We start from the raw sequence: 21,606 nt of genomic DNA on the forward strand, positions 1-21,606 counted from the left end.
CGCTCACAAAAAGAACAGTCGCATGAACGATAGCCCGCCGACCAAACGCGCCCGCCCGACCTTCACCGATCAGGAGGCGTTGCTGTTCCACTCGCAGGGGCGGCCGGGCAAGCTCGAGATCGTGCCGACCAAGCCGATGGCGACCCAGCGAGACCTCTCGCTGGCCTATTCGCCGGGCGTTGCGGTGCCGGTGCTGGCGATCGCGGAAGATCCGTCGCGGGCCTATGACTACACCACCCGTTCGAATCTCGTGGCGGTGATCACCAACGGAACGGCGATCCTCGGTCTCGGCAATCTTGGCGCGCTTGCCTCCAAGCCGGTGATGGAAGGCAAGGCGGTGCTGTTCAAGCGCTTCGCCGATGTCGACTCGATCGATCTCGAGGTCGACACCGAAGACGCCGACGCCTTCATCAATGCGGTGCGCTATCTCGGACCGTCTTTCGGCGGCATCAATCTCGAGGACATCAAGGCGCCGGAATGCTTCATCATCGAAGAGCGCCTGCGCGAATTGATGGATATTCCGGTCTTTCATGACGACCAGCACGGCACTGCGATCATCGCCGCCGCCGGCCTGATCAATGCGCTCGATCTGACTGGCCGCGACGTCAAGACGACCAGGCTCGTCGTCAATGGCGCGGGCGCTGCCGCCATCGCCTGCACCGAGTTGCTCAAGGCGATGGGCTTCAAGCCCGACAACGTCATCCTCTGCGACACCAAGGGCGTGATCTATCAGGGCCGCACGGAGGGCATGAACCAGTGGAAGTCGGCGCATGCAGCCATCACCGACCGGCGCACGCTCGCCCAGGCGATGGAGGGCGCCGACGCCTTCTTCGGCCTCAGCCAGAAGGGTGCGGTGACGTCGGACATGGTTCGCTCCATGGCTCCGAACCCGATCATCTTCGCCATGGCCAATCCCGACCCGGAGATCACGCCGGAAGAGGTCGCAGCAGTGCGTGACGACGCCATCATGGCGACGGGTCGCTCGGATTATCCGAACCAGGTCAACAACGTCCTCGGCTTTCCCTTCATCTTCCGTGGCGCACTCGATGTCCGCGCCACCACGATCAACATGGAGATGAAGATCGCCGCTGCCGAGGCTCTTGCCTCGCTCGCACGCGAGGATGTGCCGGACGAGGTGGCAGCCGCCTACCAGGGTGCGCGCCCGCGCTACGGCAAGGACTATATCATCCCGGTCCCGTTCGATCCGCGTCTGATCCATGTCGTGCCGATGGCTGTCGCCAAGGCCGCGATGGAAACAGGCGTTGCCGGCAAACCGATTGTCGATACCGGCGCCTACAAGGCGCAGCTCTCGGCGCGGCGCGATCCGGTCGCGGGCACGCTGAACCGCATCTTTGAGCGGGTTCGCCGCTACCCCAAGCGCGTCGTCTTCGCCGAGGGCGAGGAGGAGCAGGTCATTCGCGCCGCGACCTCCTTCGTCAATCAAGGACTGGGCCACGCCATTCTGGTCGGCCGCGAGGACCGGATCAGCGAAACCGCGACCTTCCTCGGTGTCGACCTTGAAGCCAAGGGCATCGAGATCCAGAACGCGCGGCTCTCGCATCGAAACACCGCCTATGCCCAGTATGTCTATGAGCGCCTGCAGCGGCATGGCTACCTGTTCCGCGACTGCCAGCGCCTGATCAACCAGGATCGCAACCATTTCGCTGCTGCGATGGTGGCGCTCGGCGATGCCGACGCGATGGTGACGGGCGTCACCCGCAACTACTCGATCGCCCTGGAGGAGGTCCGGCGTGTCATCGACGACAAGCCGGGGCACCGGCTGATCGGCGTCTCCGTCGTGATCTCTCGCGGCCGCACGGTGCTTGTCGCCGACACGGCGATCACGGAGATGCCTTCGGCGCGGGAACTGTCTGAAATCGCCATCGAGGCAGCAGGTGTGGCGCGGCGTCTCGGCTATGAGCCGAAGGTTGCAATGCTCGCTTTTTCGACCTTCGGCCATCCGGCGGGCGAGCGCTCCGAGAAGGTGCGCGAGGCGGTCAAGATCCTCGATGGGCAGCGCGTCGATTTCGAATATGACGGCGAGATGGCGGCCGATGTCGCGCTCAATCGCGACGTGATGAGCCAGTACCCGTTCTGTCGCCTGACCGCGCCGGCCAATGTGCTTGTCATGCCGGCGTTCCACTCGGCGTCGATCTCGACCAAGATGCTGCAGGAACTCGGAGGCTCGACCGTGATCGGTCCGCTGATCGTCGGTCTCGACAAGCCGGTGCAGATCGTGCCGCTCGGCGCCAAGGATTCCGACATCGTTAACATGGCGGCGCTGGCAGCCTTCAATATCGGCGGCTAAGCGCGCTCGGCAATCCAGCGCCCCCGGTGCTGGATTGCGTCGCGGCCTCTTGGCGATGACGGCCAGGAGTTCGGGACGCCTTCTTCCTGCGGGTCTCGGCCGTCCTCCTGGCCGGGGCCGAGCGTTCGGGGTCCGGCCTTTGGTGCGGCCGCTCGCAATCGGTATGCTCCGGCCCGAACAGGTCTTGTTGCCGCCGCCGCTCTCATTCGTGCGCCTGGCCTCGCGCCTTTGCTTGTCGGTGCAGGCGGATTTGTTGCCGTGCGGCATGGCTCCATCGCAGGTTTCTCGGTGGGGCAACTCACTGTTCCAGATCGGGTTCGAGCCGGGCGCCGGCGCAGTTCGAAGGCTGGGCCAGTCCTGAAATTGCCACGGATAGCGCAGAATCTGCGCTCTCGGGCCTTCTTCTGCTCAACCCAACTTGGAACGGGACTCGTCCGTCGATGCCGGATGAGTTCGCTCGACCGGGAGGACGTGATGCGTGAACCCGATATGCAAAAACTTGACGCCCTGATCGGCAATCTCGTGGGCGATGTCGGCGCCTCCGTTTCGGGCGCGCTTGTTGTGCTCGGGGACAGACTTGGGCTCTTCAAGGCGATGGCGGATGGAGAGCCCGTCAGCCCGCAGATGCTCGCGCAAAGGACCGGCTTGAAGGAACGCTATTTGCGGGAGTGGCTGTCAGCGCAGGCGGCCGCCGGCTATGTGACCTATGACGAGGGCAAAGACCGCTTCAGCCTGACCGCGGAACAGGCGATGGTCTTCGCCGAGGACGACAGTCCCGCCTTTTTCGCGGGCGCCTTCGAAATCGTCCAGTCGATGTGGATCGATGAACCCAAGGTTGCGGAAGCGTTCCGGACCGGCAAGGGCTTAGGCTGGCATGAGCACAGCAACTGCCTGTTTCGCGGCACCGAGCGCTTCTTCCGGCCCGGGTACAACAGCCACCTTGTGGCAGACTGGCTCCCGGCACTGGACGGCGTGCAGGAGCGCCTGGAGGAGGGCGCCGTCGTTGCCGATGTCGGCTGCGGCCATGGCGCTTCGACCATTCTGATGGCCTTGGCCTATCCCAAGTCCACCTTTACGGGCTTCGACTATCACGGGCCCTCGATAGAACGCGCGCGCGTCGCGGCGGAGGAAGCCGGTGTCGCCGAACGCGTGTCCTTCGCACAGGCCAGCGCGAAGGACTTTCCAGGTCGGTCCTGGGATCTCGTCGCCATGTTCGACTGCCTGCACGACATGGGCGATCCCGTCGGTGCAGGCAGGCACGTCAAGGAGACCTTGGGCCCGAACGGCACCTGGATGATCGTCGAGCCCTTTGCGCATGATAGCCTGAAGGACAATCTCAATCCGGTAGGCCGGATCTATTATGGCGCCTCGACTTTGATCTGCACGCCGGCCTCCCTGTCTCAGGAGGTGGGCCTCGGGCTTGGCGCCCAGGCCGGCGAGATGCGCCTTCGCAAGGTTGTGCTCGATGCCGGATTCTCGCATTTCCGGCGTGCGACCGAGACCCCGTTCAACATGGTCTTCGAGGTTCGGGCCTGAGAGAGCCCCCGCCGGCGTTTCAGCCGGTGGCCGTCGCCGCGTCATAGGCATCCTGCAGCATCAAGCGGCAGGCTTCCGCCTGGTCCCGTGCCGAGGGGAGGGTGATGTACTGGGTGATCTCGGCAAGGTCGCGCAGCGCGACGTCGACGGCCGTCAGAAGGTCGATGTCCAGCGGTTCCGGCATGGTGAGCGGCTGTACGGGTAAGCGGAACTGGAGGATCTGGCCCATTGGGAACTCTAACTGACGGCGAATCGTGCCGTCAGTTTCGTTCCGCAGGGTCAGTAAGACGTTAACGCCGAAGYGGAATGTGACGGGAACAGCGTCCTGCCCGAAATCCGTGGCCGCGCTCGCTCTACACAGTTCAATCATTGTTGAACTATTTGCAAGGATGCTGAAGTATCCAGGCCCCGCGCTGGACTAGTCGATGAGGCCGCAGTCGCGCCGAAATGCTCCCCGGGAAATGATCCCGCGCACTCTGCTTAAAGCGTTCTTTACAGATTTTGGTGATTTGATGGGAAATGCACGGCTCTGCCGTGCAGCCTGTCCGCCAGCCCTTGCCTGCAAGGGCTCCTTCTTCTTGGCCGCAACCACGCGCGAGCGTGTCGCGTTGATAACAAAAAATATAATGCGTCGGGGCGCAGTTCGATGAAGTCCATCCGTATCAAGATCCTGACCATGCTGCTCATTGTTGCAGCGGCCGCGCTCATTTCGGCAGTGCTGAGTTTCTATGCACTCTCGAAGGCGGATAGTCTGAACGAACGCGCAAGCAACCAGGGCGACATCGCCTTGCTGACGGAGCGGCTCAACGGGCACGTAACGGGTGTCGTGATGGAGTCGCGCGGCATCTACATGGCCAAGAACGCGCAGGAGATCGAGCAATACGGCAAGGGGATGGAAGATCGCTTCCCGCAGATGCGGCAGCTCGTCGAACGGCTGAAGGCGCTTTCCCCGGCGAGCGAACAGGAACGTGTTTCTCAGATCGAGAAGGCGGTCGCGGATTTTATCACCTATCGGACTGAAACCGTTCGTATCGGGCGGCAGGTTTCGGCCGCTGCGGCCAATGCGCAGGGCAATACCGATCTGAACCGGGCGAACCGGAAGGCCGTGAACGATCTCCTGGTCGCATTCGGCAAGCGCAACGAGGATGCCGGAAACGCGCTCGGCGACGAGGCGGCGGCCTTCACGACGCAGGCCAGGCTGGTTCTGCCGCTGGTGCTGCTCGTGACCCTGGTGGGTGCGCTCGGTGCAGCATTGATCTTCGCGCAGCGCTCGATCACCTCGCCAATCCTCGCCCTCAGTGCTGTCATGGAGCGCCTGACCGCCGGCGATACCAAGGTCGATGTGCCGCATGTCGCCCGTCAGGACGAGATCGGCACCATGGCCCGCGCCGTCTCGGTGTTGCGTGAAAGCACCGAGCAAGTCGCCGCACTGCAGGCGGAGGAGCGCGCAAGTGCGGAGCGTCGCCTGCGTCAGGCCGAGTCGATGGCCTCGGTCGTGTCGGATGTCGGCGAGGTCGTTGCGGCTGCTGCGTCCGGTGACTTCTCGGCGCGGCTCGCCATCGATGGCGCTGACGAACAGATGCAGAAGCTGATCAGCGGCATCAACGAGATCAACGCGGTGGTTGATTCTGCCACGACCGAGTTCGCGAAGGTGTTGCAGGCTGTTGCCTCCGGTGACCTGACGAACCGGGTCGATACCACTTATCGCGGTCGCTTCGCCGATCTGAAGGGCGCGATCAACGAGACCGTCGATCGCCTGTCCTCGACCGTGCGCACAATCCAGGTGACCGCCGGCGATGTCGGTCTGGCGTCCCGCGAGATCAACACAGGCGCCGACGACCTGTCGAAGCGCACCGAGGAGCAGGCGTCCTCGCTCGAGGAGACCGCCGCGACGACCGAGGAGCTTGCTGCTTCGGTCAAGGCTTCGGCCCAGTCTTCGAAACAGGCCGCGACGATCGCGGAGGACGCGATGCGAGCTGCGCAGTCGGGCGGCGAGATTGCCGGCAGGGCCGTCGAGGCCATGGCGCGCATCGAAAGCGCTTCGAAGAAGATCTCCGACATTATCCGCGTGATCGACGATATTGCCTTCCAGACCAATCTGCTCGCGCTCAACGCGGCGGTCGAGGCGGCGCGAGCCGGAGATGCCGGCAAGGGGTTTGCGGTCGTTGCGTCGGAAGTGCGTACCCTGGCGCAGCGCTCAGGCGCCGCCGCCAAGGACATCTCGGGGCTGATCTCCTCCTCGAATGCAGAGGTCACCGAGGGCGTCGAACTCGTGCGTCAGGCCGGTGCGGCCCTGACCGAAATCCTCGATGCGTCGCAGAAGGTCGCCGCCACCATCGCTGAGATCTCGACCGCGTCCGGCGAACAGGCCAATGGCATCGACGAGATGAGCCAGGCTGTCGCGCATCTCGATGAAATGACCCAGCAGAACGCGGCTTTGGCCGAGCAGAGTGCTGCCTMCGCTGCGTCGCTGACGTCGCGGATCGGCCAACTCAACGACCTCGTTGCGGCCTTCCGGACCGGGCCGGAGCAGGGACGGCCGATGGCTGCCCCGATCGCGACCGCTGCCGTCACCCAGATGGCGCCCCGCCCCGCGCGCCTTGCGACCAGGGCAGCGTCCTACGCGCCGCCCGCGTTGCGCGCCTCCGATGTCGAGGCGATCGATGCAGGAGGCCCCGAGCCCGAGCGCCTGCGCCAGCTTGCCGAGGCGGCCTTCGCGCAGACCAAGGCTGCGCCGAAGCGCCCCGTCATGCCGGCCAAGAAGGTCGTGAACGGCCGCGCGTCCGATGCGGGCTGGGAAGAGTTCTGAGCCTGCCGCCTAAGCGCACGATGCACATCAAATGAAAAGGCCACCGGGTTCGCCCGGTGGCCTTTTCGTATCAGCGGAGAGACGTGGCCTGTGCGAGGCTGCTCAGGCCCATTCGCCCTGGCGGAAGACTGCGACGCGGCTGCCATCGGCATGTACACCGTCGATATCGACCTGGTTCGAGCCGATCATCCAGTCGATATGGATGAAGCTCTTGTTGCCGCCTTGCGCCGCGATCTGCTCGGGCGTGAGCCTGGCGCCATCGACGAAACATTTCGAATAGCACTGGCCGAGCGCGATATGGCAGGAGGCGTTCTCGTCGAAGAGCGTATTGTAGAACAGGATGCCACTCTGCGAGATCGGCGAGGAATGCGGCACCAACGCCACTTCGCCGAGGCGACGCGCACCCTCATCGGTGTCGAGAACCTTGTTCAGCACCTCCTCACCACGCGTGGCCCTGGCCTCGACGATACGCCCTTCTTCAAAGCGCACCGAAATGCCATCGATCAGCGTGCCCTGATGCGAGAGCGGCTTGGTACTGACGACATGGCCGGAGACCCTCCTTGCATGCGGCGTGGTGAAGACCTCTTCGGTCGGGATGTTGGCATTGCAGGTCACGCCGTTCTTGGCAGTCGAGGCGCCGCCCTGCCACTCATGGCCGTCGGCAAGCCCGATCGTCAGGTCCGTGCCCGGCCCTGAAAAGTGCAGCGAATGGAAGTTCTGCCCGTTCAGCCACTGCGTCCGGCTGCGGAGCGTCGCATTATGCGCAACCCAGGCCGAAATGGGGTCGGCACGGTCAACCCGTGAGGCGGCGAAAATCGCCTCGGCCAGCTTGGCGACGGCGATGTCCTCTGCCTCGTCCGGGAAGACCTGGCGGGCCCAGGACGCGGTCGGATAGGCCAGGATGTTCCAGTTGATATCGAAGCCGGCGATTTTCTCGAGAGCGGGCTGATAGGCGATCGAATTGGCCTTGTTGGCCCGCGCGACCTTTGCCGGATCCTGGCCTGAGAGCAGCATCGGGTTGTCGCCAACGATGGCGAGGCGTGCGGTGTTGGCGGCAAAGGCCTTGCCGACGCCTTCATAGAGCCAGCCCGGCGCCCGGTCGAAGCTCGCATCCGGGGCATGGCGATAGCGTGAGAGCGTTACCTCCTCATCCGCCAGCATCGGCGTCACGAGCCCGGCACCGGCCTTGTAGGCGTGCTCGGCGATCCGCCGGACCAGTGGCAGGGCGGCGACCGGCGCGGTCAGGAACAGATCCTGCCCGGCCTCGAGATTCAGGCCGACCTTGACGGCGACTTCGGCGAGCCTGTCGAGCTTGGCCGGATCGATCGATGCCAGGATATTCGGCTGATGCGTGGTCATGGAATACGGCCTCTCATGCTTGGCAAATCCCTGATCGGCATCATGCAGCCGATCAGGGCGTCTTTGCGGTTTGGCAACAAGAACATCGCCCACTTGGTCAGGTGCAATGGGCTAAGGCATCGGCCCGAAAAGTGGATTGCGGTTTTCGGGAAAGCCGATGCAAATGCAGAGGCTGGATCCTCGGATCGGATACGATATCGGGTCCGAGGATCTAGCCGAGCAAATTGCGCAGCGTGCGCATGAAGGCGCGCGAACCGGGCTCGATCAGGGCATCGGGAAAATCGAAATCCGGGTTGTGCAGCTGCGGCGAGTTTTCGCCCGAGCCTAGGATGAACATCGCCGATTTCGCCTGGCGGCCGAACAGGCCGAAATCCTCGGAGCCGCGCGAGGGCGAGCCCTCACCGTGCCGCAGCTTCTCGTCATCGAAGGCCTTGCGCAGGAGCGCCACCGCCTCGGCATCGTTTTCGCAGTGATGGAAGACGTCGTGATAGCTCAGCTCGATGCCAAGACCCGATGCTTCAGCCGCTTCGCGCACCAGCGCTTCGGCCCGTGTGCAAAGCGCGCCCATTTGCGCATCGTTCAGCGTGCGCAGCGTCGCCCAAATTTCGGCCCGGCCGGGTGCGATGCCAAAGGCAGCTTCGCCGATTGCAGCGTGGGTCACGGTGACGAGCGCATAGGCCGCGTCGAGTGGACCGCCGGGGCCGAGCGCCGTCAATGCCGGCATCAGCCGGGCTACCGCCGCAACCGGGGAGATGCCGTGTTCCGGCATGGAGGCATGCGAGGTCTTGCCAGTCAGCACGATCTGCAGTCCGCGCGAGGCGCAGTTTGCCGGACCTTCGGAGAGCGTGATGTAGCCCAATGGCAGGCCGGGTTTATTGTGCAGCGAGAATGCGTAATCCGGCGCGATTTCTGCGAATTTCGGATCGGCGATGACGGCGGCGGCACCTGCGCCGTTCTCCTCTGCCGGCTGGAACAGCAGCACCGCGCGGCCGCGCTGCGGCCGTTGGCGGCCGAGCCCGCGTGAGAGCGCAGCGACCATGGTCATGTGCCCGTCATGGCCGCAGGCATGGGATTTGCCCGGCACCTGGGAGCGATGGGGGCTCTCGGAGATTTCCTCGATCGGCAGGGCGTCGAGTTCGCAGCGAACCATCACTGTCGGCCCCGGCTCGCGCCCTTCATAAATAGCCGCGACGCCGTGGCCGCCGAGCCCGGTCACGATACGGTCCGGCTCGCTCGGGGCAAGGAAGGCAACCACTGCCTTCGCCGTCTCCTGCTCCTCGCCCGATATCTCGGGAGAGCGGTGCAACTGCTGCCGCCAGGCGACAAGCTCGACCATGTCGGAGTTGGTGAGAAACATTCCGCTATCCCCTGAGCGCCGGCTGAACCAGACCTGATGCCGGCTTCGTATGGCCAGAGAATTATCAACTTGCGTGGGCCGGCAAGCGCCATTCTTGCCTGCGGGGGGCGCGCTGTGCTCATTCCTGGCCCACAAGCCGAGTTTACTGCGGAGGCAGCCCCCCGACGCAAGGCCTCACCGGCTGCCTTCGAAACCCGCCAGGTACTTGCCCAGCAGTGCGTTGAGGGCCGCGTTCTCATCCGCGGAGAGAATGGAACTCAGCTGCGCCTGGGTTGCGACATGTGCTGTGACAGCAGCCTCGATTGTCGCAAATCCACGCTCGGTCAGTGAAATGATGAAACTGCGGCGATCTTCGGGGTTATGGGTGCGCTCGACGAGGCCCGTCTTCTCGAGCTGGTCGATGCGGTTCGTCAGCGTGCCCGAGGTGATCATCATCGTCGCCAGCAGATCTCCCGGCGACAGTCTATAGGGAGGGCCGGAGCGCCGCAGTGTCGCCAGCACGTCGAAACTTGCGCTGTTGAGGCCATGCTCGGTGAAGGTCTTCTCCATCTCACGGCCGAGATGCTGCGAGAGCCGCTTCATGCGGCCGAACAACCCCATCGGCGTGACATCGAGGTCCGGTCTTTCCCGGTTCCACTGCGCGAGAATTCCGTCGACATGGTCCATGCCGCCATCGTTGCGACCAAATATCTTGACGTCAAGATAATGAGCGAGACCGCCATCATGGCCCGCAATGCCGACTTGCTGCTGACCGCGATCGCCCCAGCTATCTGGGGCAGCACCTATCTGGTGACGACGGAGTTCCTGCCGCAGGGCTACCCACTGACCGTGTCGATGCTGCGTGCGCTCCCGGCTGGCCTCCTGCTGCTGCTCGCCGTCCGGCAATTGCCGCAGGGAATCTGGTGGGGACGGGTTCTCCTCCTCGGCGCGCTCAATTTCTCGCTGTTCTGGTGGATGCTGTTCATCGCAGCCTATCGGCTGCCGGGCGGTGTCGCGGCGACCGTAGGGGCGATCCAGCCGCTCGTCGTCCTGCTCCTCGCGCGTCTGCTGCTCGGTTTCGCCATCCGCCCGCTCGCCATCGTCGCGGCCATCGCCGGCATGGCAGGTGTCGCGCTGCTGATTCTGACGCCGCAGGCTGCGCTCGATCCGCTCGGCATCGCCGCTGGTCTCGCCAGTGCGCTGTCGATGGCGGCGGGCACGGTCCTGAGCCGGCGCTGGCAGCCGCCGGTCTCGCCACTGACCTTCACCGCCTGGCAGCTGACCGCGGGAGGAGCCCTGCTGCTGCCAGTGGTCCTCTGGCTCGAACCCGCACCGCCGACGCTGACCGGCACGAACATCCTCGGCCTTGCCTATCTCGGGCTGATCGGCGCTGCCCTGACCTATATCCTCTGGTTTCGCGGCATTGCCCGGCTGGGTCCCTCGACGGTCTCGCCGCTCGGCTTTCTCAGCCCGGTGACGGCTGTCATGCTCGGCTGGTCGGTGCTCGGCCAATCGCTCAGCCCTGCCCAGATCGCCGGCATGGCGATCGTCCTCGGCAGCRTCTGGCTGAGCCAGCGCGCTCAGCAGACTGTGCCGGCCAGCGCTCCCACGGTGGCGAAACCCCGGGAGGCGTGACGGGGCACGCCTCCTCGCGCGTGTCGTCGGTTATCCCTGAAACAGCTCTTCGTAGGCGAACAGTCCCTGATGGCCGCCGGTGTGCCAGAACACCACTGTCTCGTCGGGCCTGAACGCGCCACGCCGCACCAGCGAAAACAGCCCGGCCATAGCCTTGCCGGTATAGACGGGATCCAGAAGGATGCCCTCGAGGCGCGCGACACTGGTCACGGCTTCGAGCATCGCCGTCGTCGGCTGGCCGTAGCCGGGCCCGATCTGCGTTGCGTCGATCGTGATCGAGACATCGGCGACGCTCTGGCTCCCAGCAAGCGCGAGCGTGTCGCGCGCAAGGCCGGCGACGATACCGCGGGCCTCTTCGGCCTGCCGCGAGACGCTGATGCCGTGGACGGCGCAAGCGAGGCCCAACGTCTGCACACCTGCAACGATGCCGGCATGAGTGCCACCGCTGCCGGTCGCCAGCACGATATGGTCGATCTGTCGGCCTGCGGCCTTGGCCTGCCCGTCGAGTTCGACCAGCGCATCATGATAGGCGAGGCCGCCCAGTGCATTGGAGCCGCCGATCGGGATGAAATAGGGCCGTCGGCCCTGCGCACGCAGCGCAGCCAGGTTCTGTTCGAGCGCCTCCATGGCGTCCTGCTCGGCGGTCAGGATGCGAATATCGGCGCCGAGCAATCGGTCGAGCAGGATATTGCCGTTGGCCCGGTAGCTCGCGCTGCGTCCGCTGATCTTGTCGGTCAGGAGCAGAACGCAGCCGAGGCCGTTCCTGGCGGCGGCCGCAGCCGTCTGCCGCGCATGATTGGACTGGATGGCCCCGAGCGTGACCAGCGTATCGGCCCCCTGCTGCAGCGCTTCGCCGACGAGATATTCGAGCTTGCGCGCCTTGTTGCCGCCGCCGGCAAGGCCCGTGCAGTCGTCCCGCTTGATCCAGATCGAGGGAGCGGGGCCATGGCGCCCGAGTTCCCGCGACAGCCGGGGCAGTTCCTCGAAGGGGGTCGGCAGGATCGAAAGCGGAGCCCGGCTCCGCTCAGCCAATGACCAGGGCTTGTTCATGTCGATTGTTCCTCACCGAGACCGGCGCAGTGGCGCTGCGGCCCACCATAGCGGCGGGTTGGAAAAAGGCAGCCGCGCCAGGGCGGGACAGCCATGCGCCTGGCTGTCACATCCTCCTCGAAATTCGCGGATCGAGCTTGTCGCGCAGCCCGTCGCCGAGCAGGTTGACCGCGAGCACCACCAGCGCCAGCGCGATCGCCGGACAAAAGATCGTCCAGGGCGCGCGCGCCAGGTAGAGTCTGCTGGAGGCGATCATGTTGCCCCAGCTCGGCGTTTCCGGCGGCACGCCGGCGCCGAGGAATGACAGCGACGCTTCCACCAGGATTGCCGACGCGCAGATATAGGTCGCCTGCACGATCAGGGGCGCGATGGTGCTCGGCATGATGTGAAGCACCAGAATCCGCGGCGTCCGCGCCCCACAGGCGATCACCGCCTCAACGAAAGGCAGCTCGCGGACACTGAGCACGATCGAGCGCACGAGCCTGACCACGCGAGGCAGTTCCGGAATGGCGATGGCGGCAATGACGATTCCGATGCTGCCCTGGTTGAGGGCGACCAGCGCGATCGCAAGCAGGATCGCTGGAATCGCCATCAGCCCGTCCATCAGGCGCATGACCGGGGTCTCGATCCAGCGGTAATAGCCGGCCATCAGGCCGATAAGAAGCCCGGCGCTGATCGAGATCGTCGCGACGGTGAGGCCGACGATCAGTGAGACGCGTGCTCCGTAGACGGTGCGGGCGAAGACATCCTGGCCGAGATGGTCGGTGCCGAACCAGAACTGCGCGGATGGCGGCAGCAGCCGGCGTGTTGGCGCCTTCAGCATCGGGTCGCCGGCGAGCAGTGGCGCGAAGATCGCGATCGCGACGAAGAAGATCAGGATGGCGCCGCCCAGCAGCATCGTCGGGTTGCGCCGGGCGAAGCGCCTGAACCGGGCGCCGAGACTGCGCGGCGCAGGGCTGAGGGTGGAAGGGGCGGTATGGGCCGTGATCACGCTCATCGCTTCGCTCTCTCAGTACCGGATCCGGGGATCGATCAGCGAATAGGAGAGATCGACGAGCAGATTGACCAGGACATAGATGCCGGAGAACAGCAGGATCACGCCCTGGATGATCGGATAGTCACGCTTCGAGATGGCATCGACAACGAGCCGTCCGATGCCGGGTATGTTGAACACAGTCTCCGTGATGACGACGCCGCCGATGAGAAGCGCGACGCCTATGCCGATCACCGTGATGATCGGTACGCCGGCGTTCTTGAGCGCATGCTTCATCAGCATCGTCTTCGTCGTGACACCTTTGGCCTTTGCCGTCCGGATATAGTCTTCCTCGAGCACCTCCAGCATCGAAGCGCGCGTCATGCGCGCGATCAGCGCGATATAGGCGAGGCCGAGCGTGACGGTCGGCAGGATTAGGTGGAGCAGCCACGGCCCCACGCCATCGGCGAGCGGCTTGTAGCCCTGGACGGGAAGCCAGCGCAGCTCGATAGCGAAGATGTAGATCAGGCCGTAGCCCACGACGAAGGCCGGCATTGAGAATCCGAGCACGGAGAAGCCCATCAGGGCACGGTCAACCAGGCTTCCGACCCTCCAGGCCGCGATCACACCGAGGCTGACCGCGATGCTGACGGCGAAGAGCATGGTCAGCAGCGCGAGCGAAAGCGTCGGCTCCAGTCGTTGGAGGATCAGCCTGCTGACTGGCGTGTTCGAAAAGATCGAAACCCCGAGATCTCCGCTCAGCACGCGTGCGGCCCAACGCCAGAATTGTACCAGCAGCGGATCGTCGAGCCCGAGCCGCTGACGGATGGCGACGATCTGCTGGGGCGTCGCGTAATCGCCGGCGATGATCGCGGCTGGATCGCCGGCCGAGAAATGCAGCAACAGGAAGACGAAGATACCGACGAGCGTCATCACCAGCAGGGTTTGGGCCAGCCGTTGGGCGATGTAACTGAGCATGGGGTCGATCGTCCTCCTTCAGCCTAAGCAGGCCGGTCGCGCCGCGCGCCGGCTGCGCCGTCCACCAGCCCGCCGGAATGGTCCGACGCCGGCCGGGGCGGAGCCCGGCCGGCGGAGGCGGCTACCCCTTCTTGACATTCCAGAACGGGATCAGCTCCGGCATGCCGATCAGCCCGGTGAGATTGCGCAGGGCCGCGGGCTGGAACCATTGCCCGTAATACATGTGCGGCACGAAATCCCACGCGTTCTGCTGCATGTCGCGCGCGATCTGCCGGCGTTCGGCATCATTCGAGGCGGCCGCCCATTTGTCGCGGAAGGCTTCGTGCTTCTCGTCGGTCGGCCAGCCGAACCAGCCCTTCTCGCCATTGGCGGCATGGCCGCTGAGCGCCACGGGATTGCCGAAGGCATTGACCGAACCCGAGGTGAAGAAGACGTTCCAGCCGCCCTGGTCCGGGGGGCTCTTGACGGCACGCCGCGTGATGACCGCGCCCCAGTCCGAGGCCTGCAGCGACACGTTGAAGCCAGCCTGGCGCATCCACTGCGCGATCAGGTTCGCGGCATTGTTCATATAGGCGATGTTGGTAGCGTGCAGCACGACGACGGGGCGGCCGTCATAGCCGGATTCCTTGACGAGCTGCTTGGCCTTCTCGATGTTCTGGCCGCCCTTGAACCAGTCGATATTGGCGTCGTTCTCCATCGGCGTGCCCATGCCGAACAGCGAAGAGCAGCCCTTGAAGTATTTCTCGTCGCCGAAGGTCGCCTTCATCACCTCGGTCGGGTGAATCAGGTAGAGCATCGCCTGGCGGGCCTTGACGTTGTTGAACGGCGGGTGGAGCCAGTTGACGCGAGCCCAGCCGAGCTGGCCCTGTTTGTTCAGGACCTCGAGCTTGATCTCTTTCTCGCCCTCCAGCGAGGACAGCAGATCGACATTCGGGTACTCGATCATGTCGATCTCGCCGGCGCGGATGGCAGCGATCGCCGTCGCCTCGTCCGCGATGTTCTCGTAGACGACGCGGTCGACATTCACGACCTTGCCGCCGGAGGTGAAGACGGCCGGCTCCGAACGCGGCACATAGTTCGGGTTCTTGTCGTAGACGTAGCGCTGGCCCTGGACGACGGCGTCTTGGTTCATGACGAACGGGCCTGAGCCGATGATCGTCTGGATCTGCTGCATCGGGTCGGTCTGCGCTTCCTTCTCGCGCATGATGTAGCAGGCATTGGTCGCCGCCTTGGCGAGCCAATCGACAGCCAGGCTGTAGGGTTCCTTCATCACGATCTGGAAGGTCTTGTCGTCCTTGATCGGCGTATCGGCGAGGCGAGCCATCATGTGCTGGCCGCCGCCGTCGCGCGCGCCCCAGCGCCGGATCGAGGCGACGCAGTCGCGCGCCGTCACCGGCGTGCCGTCGGTGAAGCGCAAGCCGTCACGGAGTTCGAAATTATAGGTCTTGCGATCGTCCGAAAGGCTCCATTTCGAGACCATCTGCGGCTTGGCGTCGAATTTGTCGTCGACCCCAAACAGCGTGTCGTAGACCATGGCAGCATGGTAGGAGGTCATGTTCGCGGTCGTCCAGACCGGGTCGAAGACGCGAAGATCGCCATGCAGCACGGCGCGGACGGTGCGTGAGACGGGTGGGGTGGTCTGGGCCCTCAGGCGGGCAGGCGCGGCGGTCAGTGCTCCAGCGGCGAGACTGCCCTGGACGAATCTGCGGCGTGTGGTCGTCATGTCTCTCTCCCTCCAAGAGATGCTGAATGACCGCGAGCATTCGCTTCGTCTGGCCACCCTCGGTGATCAAATCACGGTCAAGTCTCCATCCACGTGGCCAGGCTCAGACGACGATGCGGCCGGGCGGCAGCGGGTCGTGGGGCCAGAGCGGCCGGGCGATCTTGCGATAGGGGTATTTGCGCACGTCGAGATGCGAGGGGCCGCCGCCGTCGGTGTAGATCACCGCACTGGCGATCGGCCCATAGGCGGCATGGAAATGGTTGGTCGACTTGACGCTGACGATGCGCTTCTGCGTCGGGTCGATGCCGACGCTGGTAAAAATCTCGAGCCCCAGCGCCTGCGTGCGATGCGATAAGAGCGCGACGTCGATGCCGTCGATGCGGATGCCGACGGCATTGCCGATCGGGACCTTGGCTGTGCCGAAGCTCTGGGTGCCGTTGCGGATGGCTCCGAGCACGGTGACGTCGCCGTCGACCGGCTTGCCCGAGGTCGAGGCGGCCTTGCCGCCGAAGCGCAGCGGGATGGTGGCGCCGACACCGGCGGTCAGGCAGAATTCGACGGCGACAGGGTCCCAGACCGGACCGATCGCCGCATCGCGAATACCCCGTTCGCGCAGGCGGTGGATGATGTTGGTATTGTCGGACGCCGCCCCCCCTCCGGCATTGTCGGTCGAATCTGCAATCACGCTCGGGCCGTTAGCAGAACTGCCGAGAGCCCGGTCGAGCGCTTCGTCGAGCGGGACCACCGGCGGAGCGAATTGCCCTTTCAGGGAGCGGAACTCCTCGCCGAGCCGCGCGGCGAGCGCATCTCCGGCGGCCTTGGCATTGTCGGTGACGACCAGGACCCGCGTGCCGATCTCCGGCACGTCGCCTTGCTGGAAACCGTGAGCGAGCGAGACCGAAAGCACGGCGTCCTTGCCCTCGAGTKCGCTCATCCGGTCGACGAAGGAGCGCCCGGGCTCGCGGGTGGTCGGCACCAGCTCGATCATCCGGCAGTCATAGAGCGACATCACCGGCTTGATCGTGCCACGGATCGTCGCAAGGATGATGTCGACCAATTCCTCGGCCCGCTCGACGAAGTCGATATGCGGGTATTCCTTGTAGAGGATGATGGCGTCCGCCAGCCGCACGCGCTTTTCGGTCAGGTGGCAATGCGGATCGAGCTCGACACCGATCGGCACCTTCGGGCCGACGATGGCGCKGACATGTTCCAGAATGTCGCCCTCGCAATCGTCATAGCCATGCGCGACCATGGCCCCGTGCAGCCCGAGCAGGACGCCGTCGACCGGCATTGCGGCGTTGAGTTGGCCGAGGATCTCGTCCCKCATCTCCTCGTAATCGGCCTGGGCACAGGTTCCCGAGGGCTCGGCCCAGAAGCAGGAACCTTCGATCAGCGTGAAACCGTCTCGCTCTGCCCGCTGGCGCGCCACGTAAAGTGGCGCGGTGCAATGCGTCGCCCGGTCGGGATGCTGACCTGCGGGAAAATAGGCCGATGCCTCGAAATTCGCGCGGGATGTCGGGATAGGCGAAAACGTATTCGTCTCGGTAGCAAGCGACGCGGCGAACAGACGCATAATCAGAGCCTTCCCGTTTCGTGCGGAGGCAAGCTCCGACGTCAGCAATGCGCCTGTCAAGCTGCGTCGCAGCAAGAAATCCTGCTTTGTGATGCTCGCAATCCCGGAGCTGAGGTCAATGGCCATTGACGACGGCAATGGGGGCATTCGTCATTCTACATCCTATCCGCGCAAATCCACTTTTCCCGGTCATCAGGGGTGTAGGAGAATCCCGCCGGCCGCGTGAAGCTTGGGCCCCCGGATACCGCCCATCATGTCGCTGCGGGCCGCTGTGGCCGTCGGCCCGCCTGCGCTTTGGACGACTTCGGGCCACACCGCGTTGGAACCGCCGGCCGTCGGCGGCGTTAGCCAGCAAGACGGGTCGCGAGGATTTGCCCCATGAACAGTACTCGAATTGGCGGGCTGCTCAGCATTGGCCTGAGCACCTTTGTTCTTGTGACACCCGCTCACTCTGCCGGGTTCTTCGATGAACTGGCCCGAGCCGTGTTCGGGAGACCGCCTCCGCAGGTTTACCCGACTGGGCCTGAACCGCTCGATGTGACCGTTCGGCCGACGCGTCGTTCGCATCAGCGGAAAGCCGTCGTATCCAGGCCGACGCCTCCAGTCGTAAAACTCGATCCGGCCACCGATCACTATTGGTACCTGGACGACCCGACCCTGCGCCGCGGCGATATCGTCGTTACGCGTTCGGACGTTCTGGTCTTTGAGGGGCGCGCCAGTCAAAACCACAGTGCCAGCGATTTTACTGCCCTCGGGAAGTCTCGCCTTGTATCCAGGTCCACCCAGCAGAGGGTCGAGGCGGCGGCGGGCGGTCGCAAGTTCGAGCCAGACCCCGGCCCACGAACCATCGCCGAGCGCGACCCTGCGAATTGATCCGCGGCGCATGGATCATTGCACGGCAGGCGGCCGCTCGCAGGGCGGCGTAACCCGTTGCTGCTTCGCGAGCTCGCTCTCACGATGCGCCCCGCATCGCGTTCGAGCGAGAAGTGCTGCTGATCCCCGCGGAGAGCGATATAATCAGCCCGATCGAGAGGAACCCGCCTGACCATATCTGCTGCTGACCGTTGAAATCCCCTGGAGGAGGACCCGGATCATGGCCGCCAAGGAGTTGAAGTTCTCGTCCGATGCCCGCGAGAGGATGCTGCGCGGTGTCGAAATCCTGGCCAACGCCGTCAAGGTCACGCTTGGTCCCAAGGGGCGCAACGTCGTGATCGAGAAGTCATTCGGTGCGCCCCGCATCACCAAGGATGGCGTCGCCGTCGCCAGGGAGATCGAACTTGCCGACAAGTTCGAGAACATGGGCGCAAGGATGGTGCGCGAGGTCGCTTCAAAACAGCATGACGCCGCCGGCGACGGCACCACGACGGCAACTGTATTGGCCCACGCCATCGTCCGTGAGGGAGCCAAGGCCGTCGCCGCTGGCATGAACCCGATGGATCTGAAGCGCGGCATCGACATGGCGGTCGAGGCTGCGGTGGCAGATTTCAAGAAGAGGGCCAAGACGGTCACGGCCAATAGCGAGATCGCTCAGATCGGCACCATCTCGGCCAATGGCGACACCAAGATCGGGGCGATGATCGCCGCGGCCATGAAGAAGGTCGGCAACGAGGGTGTCATCACGGTCGAGGAGGCAAAATCGCTCGAGATCGAGCTCGATGTGGTCGAGGGCATGCGGTTCGATCGTGGCTATATTTCACCCTATTTCATCACAGATGCGGAGAAGATGCGGGCCGAGCTCGAAGACGCCTATATCCTGATCCACGAGAAGAAACTCTCCTCGCTCCAGGCCATGTTGCCGCTGCTCGAGGCGGTGGTGCAAACCGGCAGGCCGCTGCTGATCATCGCCGAGGACGTGGAAGGGGAGGCTCTCGCCACGCTCGTGGTCAACAAGCTGCGGGGTGGCCTCAAGGTCGCGGCCGTCAAGGCTCCGGGCTTCGGCGATCGCCGCAAGGCCATGCTGGAGGATATTGCGATCCTCACTGGCGGAACCGCCATTTCCGATGATCTCGGCATCAAGCTCGAGACCGTCACGCTCCAAATGCTCGGCAGCGCCAAGAAAGTCATGATCGAGAAGGAAAGCACCACAATCGTTGACGGTGCCGGCAGGAAGAAGGAGATCGGCGCTCGCGTGGCACAGATCAAGGCGCAGATCGAGGAGACCAGCTCGGACTACGATCGTGAGAAGCTCCAGGAGCGTCTGGCCAAGCTCGCCGGTGGCGTTGCGGTCATCCGCGTCGGCGGCGCGACCGAGATCGAGGTCAAGGAGAAGAAGGATCGTGTCGACGATGCCATGCACGCGACCCGCGCGGCGGTCGAGGAAGGCATCCTGCCGGGGGGCGGCGTGGCGCTGCTGAGGGCGATGAAGGCCCTTGCCGCCGTCAAGCCCGCCAATGCCGACCAGAGAACCGGCGTCGAGATCGTGCGCCGCGCGCTGCAGGCTCCGGCCCGACAGATCGTCGAAAACGCCGGCGCCGACGGTGCGGTCATCGTCGGCAAGCTGATCGAGAAGGATGACTACAACCAGGGCTACAATGCCGCGACAGGGGAGTATCAGGATCTTGTGGCGAATGGGGTGATCGATCCGGCCAAGGTGGTGCGGACCGCCCTTCAGGATGCGGCGTCGATCGCCTCGCTGCTGATCATGACCGAGGCGATCATTGCCGAGCAGCCGAAGAAGGAAGCGCCGCAGGCGATGCCGGGCGGCATGGATTTCTGATGATTGATACGGGCGGACTCGATCGGGTGTCGCTTGCGAAGGAGATCCGGCTGGATCATTGGGGGTGTATCGCGCGCGCCAGCTCGGAGGTTTCTGGCGCTGTCTCTCACGCGCCACCACGGTGCGCCTGCTATTCGTGGGTCAGCTTCAGCGGGTGTACCGGCTTGTTTCGCCTCGCGCGCATTGCAACGGCGAGCCCTGGAATGAGATCGAGACGCCTATAGACACAAATGCCGGTCGCGACATTCCAGAGCACCATGGTCGCCGTGGTGGCCACTGCCGCGCCGATTGCGCCGTAGAGCGCGATTCCTATGGCGCAGGCTGCGACGTTCGCGGCGGCGCTCGCAACCATGATGACCGCGGCGGCGCGCTCATGACCGGTCATGGTCAGGAGGTTCTGATGCGGGCCGGCCGCCGCGGCAAAGACCTGACCGATCATCAGGATCTGAGCAACATGAACTGCGGCGACGAAATCCTTGCCAAACCATCGTAGCCCCGGCTCGAGCACCACCAGAAGCGGCACAGCCAGCATGACCGCCCCGACGAAGGACAACACGCTGGCGCGCGCGAACAGCGCCTGCAGGCCCAGCCGGTCCCCGCGCGCGTGAAGGTCCGCGATCGTGGGGGCAAATACGGTGCTCACGGCGACGCGCGGCAACAGGAGCAGCATCGCCACATTGAAACCGACCGCAAACGTACCAGCATCCCGGATGTTGCCGGTCCAGCCGAGCAGCATCACCCCCGTGCGGTTCATCAGGGTGTCGACGGCCGTCATGATCATGATGGGAAAGACGGCGGTCAACCAATAGCGCGGAGCGTAGGCCGAGCTCACGCCTCGCAGAGCAAGGGGCCAGAGCTGGCGCATGATCACGCAGACAACGCCCACCGTGACCGCCGAGCTGATCAACAGTGCAGCCATGACGAGCGCTGCGTCCAGCCGCCATGAAGCTGCGGTGGCGGCCAGGACGACAAGCACGAGCAAGAGGCCGTCACGGACGATGCGTTCCGGCAAAAGAGCCGAAACGATTCCGCCGAAAGCGCGTAGCAGCGTCGCACCGATCAGATACATCGTGACCAGCGGGACTGTGGCCATTCCGATCAGCAGGCTGATGCTGAGCTCCGAGTGCGGGCGAGCGGAGGAAACGGCCACGATTCCGGTGCCGATTCCGGCGAGAACGATGGCTGCCACGAGGGTCCAGCCCACGGCAAACTGAATCACACCACGCGCCAGAGACCACTCCCCCTTCGCACCATAGGCCGGCACGAACCGAAGCAGGGCAACATTGAAGCCGAGGGTCGCGCTGTAGGCCAGGAGGCTGACCCAGGCAAAGGCGTAGGAATATGTGCCATAGCTGGAAAGGCCGACCAGCCGGGCGATCTCGAACTGAGCAACGCTCGTAAGCCCTGCGCCGCCGACATAGACGACCAGAGCCCAAACGCTCCCGGATGAGAGCCGGTGAGCGAGGTCACTGCTGCCCTTCGAACCGGTTTCGCCGCTTGAGGGCGCGGCCGCGGGCTCAGATAGAGCGGTCGCTGTCGGCGCATTATCGCTGCGGGCCAGCCGGGTGGCGGTGGCGTAACCTGTCAACATCAGATCAATACCCAGCGTT

At 64.5% G+C, this 21,606-nt stretch carries 16 protein-coding genes; 6 read left to right on the forward strand and 10 right to left on the reverse strand.

Annotation, left to right across the window (positions count from 1 at the left end; all coding sequences use genetic code 11):
* Window positions 1–22 precede the first annotated feature (22 nt).
* Both AC1DRP_RS00830 and AC1DRP_RS00835 read left to right on the forward strand, forming a co-directional pair.
* A complete protein-coding gene (locus AC1DRP_RS00830; protein WP_441504911.1) occupies window positions 23–2,308 on the forward strand; it encodes an NADP-dependent malic enzyme in 2,286 nt (761 codons plus the stop codon).
* Between the two features lie 474 nt (window positions 2,309–2,782).
* The gene (locus tag AC1DRP_RS00835) at window positions 2,783–3,844 is read left to right on the forward strand and encodes a class I SAM-dependent methyltransferase (protein ID WP_441490630.1); all 1,062 of its coding nucleotides are present in this window, start codon (window positions 2,783–2,785) and stop codon (window positions 3,842–3,844) included.
* Between the two features lie 19 nt (window positions 3,845–3,863).
* Here AC1DRP_RS00835 and AC1DRP_RS00840 read toward each other — a convergent pair whose 3' ends face one another.
* Window positions 3,864–4,073, reverse strand: coding sequence for a hypothetical protein (locus tag AC1DRP_RS00840; RefSeq protein ID WP_476767561.1), 210 nt, complete (start codon window positions 4,071–4,073; stop codon window positions 3,864–3,866).
* A gap of 417 nt (window positions 4,074–4,490) precedes the next feature.
* Here AC1DRP_RS00840 and AC1DRP_RS00845 point away from each other — a divergent pair, with 417 nt between their 5' ends.
* On the forward strand, window positions 4,491–6,653 hold the full coding sequence (locus tag AC1DRP_RS00845) for a methyl-accepting chemotaxis protein (protein WP_476767562.1): 2,163 nt from the start codon (window positions 4,491–4,493) through the stop codon (window positions 6,651–6,653).
* A 102-nt stretch (window positions 6,654–6,755) separates the two neighbouring features.
* Here the strand turns inward: AC1DRP_RS00845 and AC1DRP_RS00850 are convergent, their stop codons facing one another.
* The 3 genes from AC1DRP_RS00850 to AC1DRP_RS00860 form a co-directional block, all read right to left on the reverse strand.
* Entirely contained in the window at window positions 6,756–8,012 is a 1,257-nt protein-coding gene (locus AC1DRP_RS00850; protein WP_476767563.1) for an aminopeptidase, read from the reverse strand.
* Between the two features lie 211 nt (window positions 8,013–8,223).
* Window positions 8,224–9,369 carry an amidohydrolase gene (locus AC1DRP_RS00855; RefSeq protein WP_476767564.1) on the reverse strand — a complete coding sequence of 382 codons (1,146 nt, stop codon included), beginning with the start codon at window positions 9,367–9,369 and terminating at the stop codon, window positions 8,224–8,226.
* A 174-nt stretch (window positions 9,370–9,543) separates the two neighbouring features.
* Window positions 9,544–10,035 (reverse strand): MarR family winged helix-turn-helix transcriptional regulator, encoded by a 492-nt coding sequence (locus AC1DRP_RS00860; RefSeq protein WP_441504906.1) that lies wholly within the window; start codon window positions 10,033–10,035, stop codon window positions 9,544–9,546.
* Window positions 10,036–10,092: 57 nt separating this feature from the next.
* Between AC1DRP_RS00860 and AC1DRP_RS00865 the strand changes: the two genes are divergently transcribed.
* Window positions 10,093–10,983, forward strand: a complete 891-nt coding sequence (locus tag AC1DRP_RS00865; RefSeq protein ID WP_476767573.1) for an EamA family transporter — start codon at window positions 10,093–10,095, stop codon at window positions 10,981–10,983.
* Window positions 10,984–11,013: 30 nt separating this feature from the next.
* Here the strand turns inward: AC1DRP_RS00865 and AC1DRP_RS00870 are convergent, their stop codons facing one another.
* The 5 genes from AC1DRP_RS00870 to AC1DRP_RS00890 form a co-directional block, all read right to left on the reverse strand.
* A complete protein-coding gene (locus AC1DRP_RS00870) occupies window positions 11,014–12,033 on the reverse strand; it encodes a D-cysteine desulfhydrase family protein (RefSeq protein ID WP_476767565.1) in 1,020 nt (339 codons plus the stop codon).
* Window positions 12,034–12,139: 106 nt separating this feature from the next.
* Window positions 12,140–13,030, reverse strand: coding sequence for an ABC transporter permease (locus AC1DRP_RS00875; protein ID WP_441490637.1), 891 nt, complete (start codon window positions 13,028–13,030; stop codon window positions 12,140–12,142).
* 12 nt (window positions 13,031–13,042) lie between these two features.
* Window positions 13,043–13,984 carry an ABC transporter permease gene (locus AC1DRP_RS00880; protein ID WP_441490638.1) on the reverse strand — a complete coding sequence of 314 codons (942 nt, stop codon included), beginning with the start codon at window positions 13,982–13,984 and terminating at the stop codon, window positions 13,043–13,045.
* A gap of 121 nt (window positions 13,985–14,105) precedes the next feature.
* A complete protein-coding gene (locus tag AC1DRP_RS00885) occupies window positions 14,106–15,707 on the reverse strand; it encodes an ABC transporter substrate-binding protein (protein ID WP_441490639.1) in 1,602 nt (533 codons plus the stop codon).
* A 103-nt stretch (window positions 15,708–15,810) separates the two neighbouring features.
* Window positions 15,811–17,280 (reverse strand): M81 family metallopeptidase, encoded by a 1,470-nt coding sequence (locus AC1DRP_RS00890; protein WP_476767566.1) that lies wholly within the window; start codon window positions 17,278–17,280, stop codon window positions 15,811–15,813.
* A 378-nt stretch (window positions 17,281–17,658) separates the two neighbouring features.
* Here AC1DRP_RS00890 and AC1DRP_RS00895 point away from each other — a divergent pair, with 378 nt between their 5' ends.
* A complete protein-coding gene (locus tag AC1DRP_RS00895; protein WP_441490641.1) occupies window positions 17,659–18,153 on the forward strand; it encodes a hypothetical protein in 495 nt (164 codons plus the stop codon).
* A gap of 220 nt (window positions 18,154–18,373) precedes the next feature.
* Entirely contained in the window at window positions 18,374–19,996 is a 1,623-nt protein-coding gene (gene groL, locus AC1DRP_RS00900; RefSeq protein WP_476767567.1) for a chaperonin GroEL, read from the forward strand.
* Window positions 19,997–20,126: 130 nt separating this feature from the next.
* Here groL and AC1DRP_RS00905 read toward each other — a convergent pair whose 3' ends face one another.
* A complete protein-coding gene (locus AC1DRP_RS00905; RefSeq protein ID WP_441504903.1) occupies window positions 20,127–21,587 on the reverse strand; it encodes a lipopolysaccharide biosynthesis protein in 1,461 nt (486 codons plus the stop codon).
* Between the last annotated feature and the right edge of the window lie 19 nt (window positions 21,588–21,606).

Source organism: Allobosea sp. 01N443 (genome assembly GCF_056399325.1).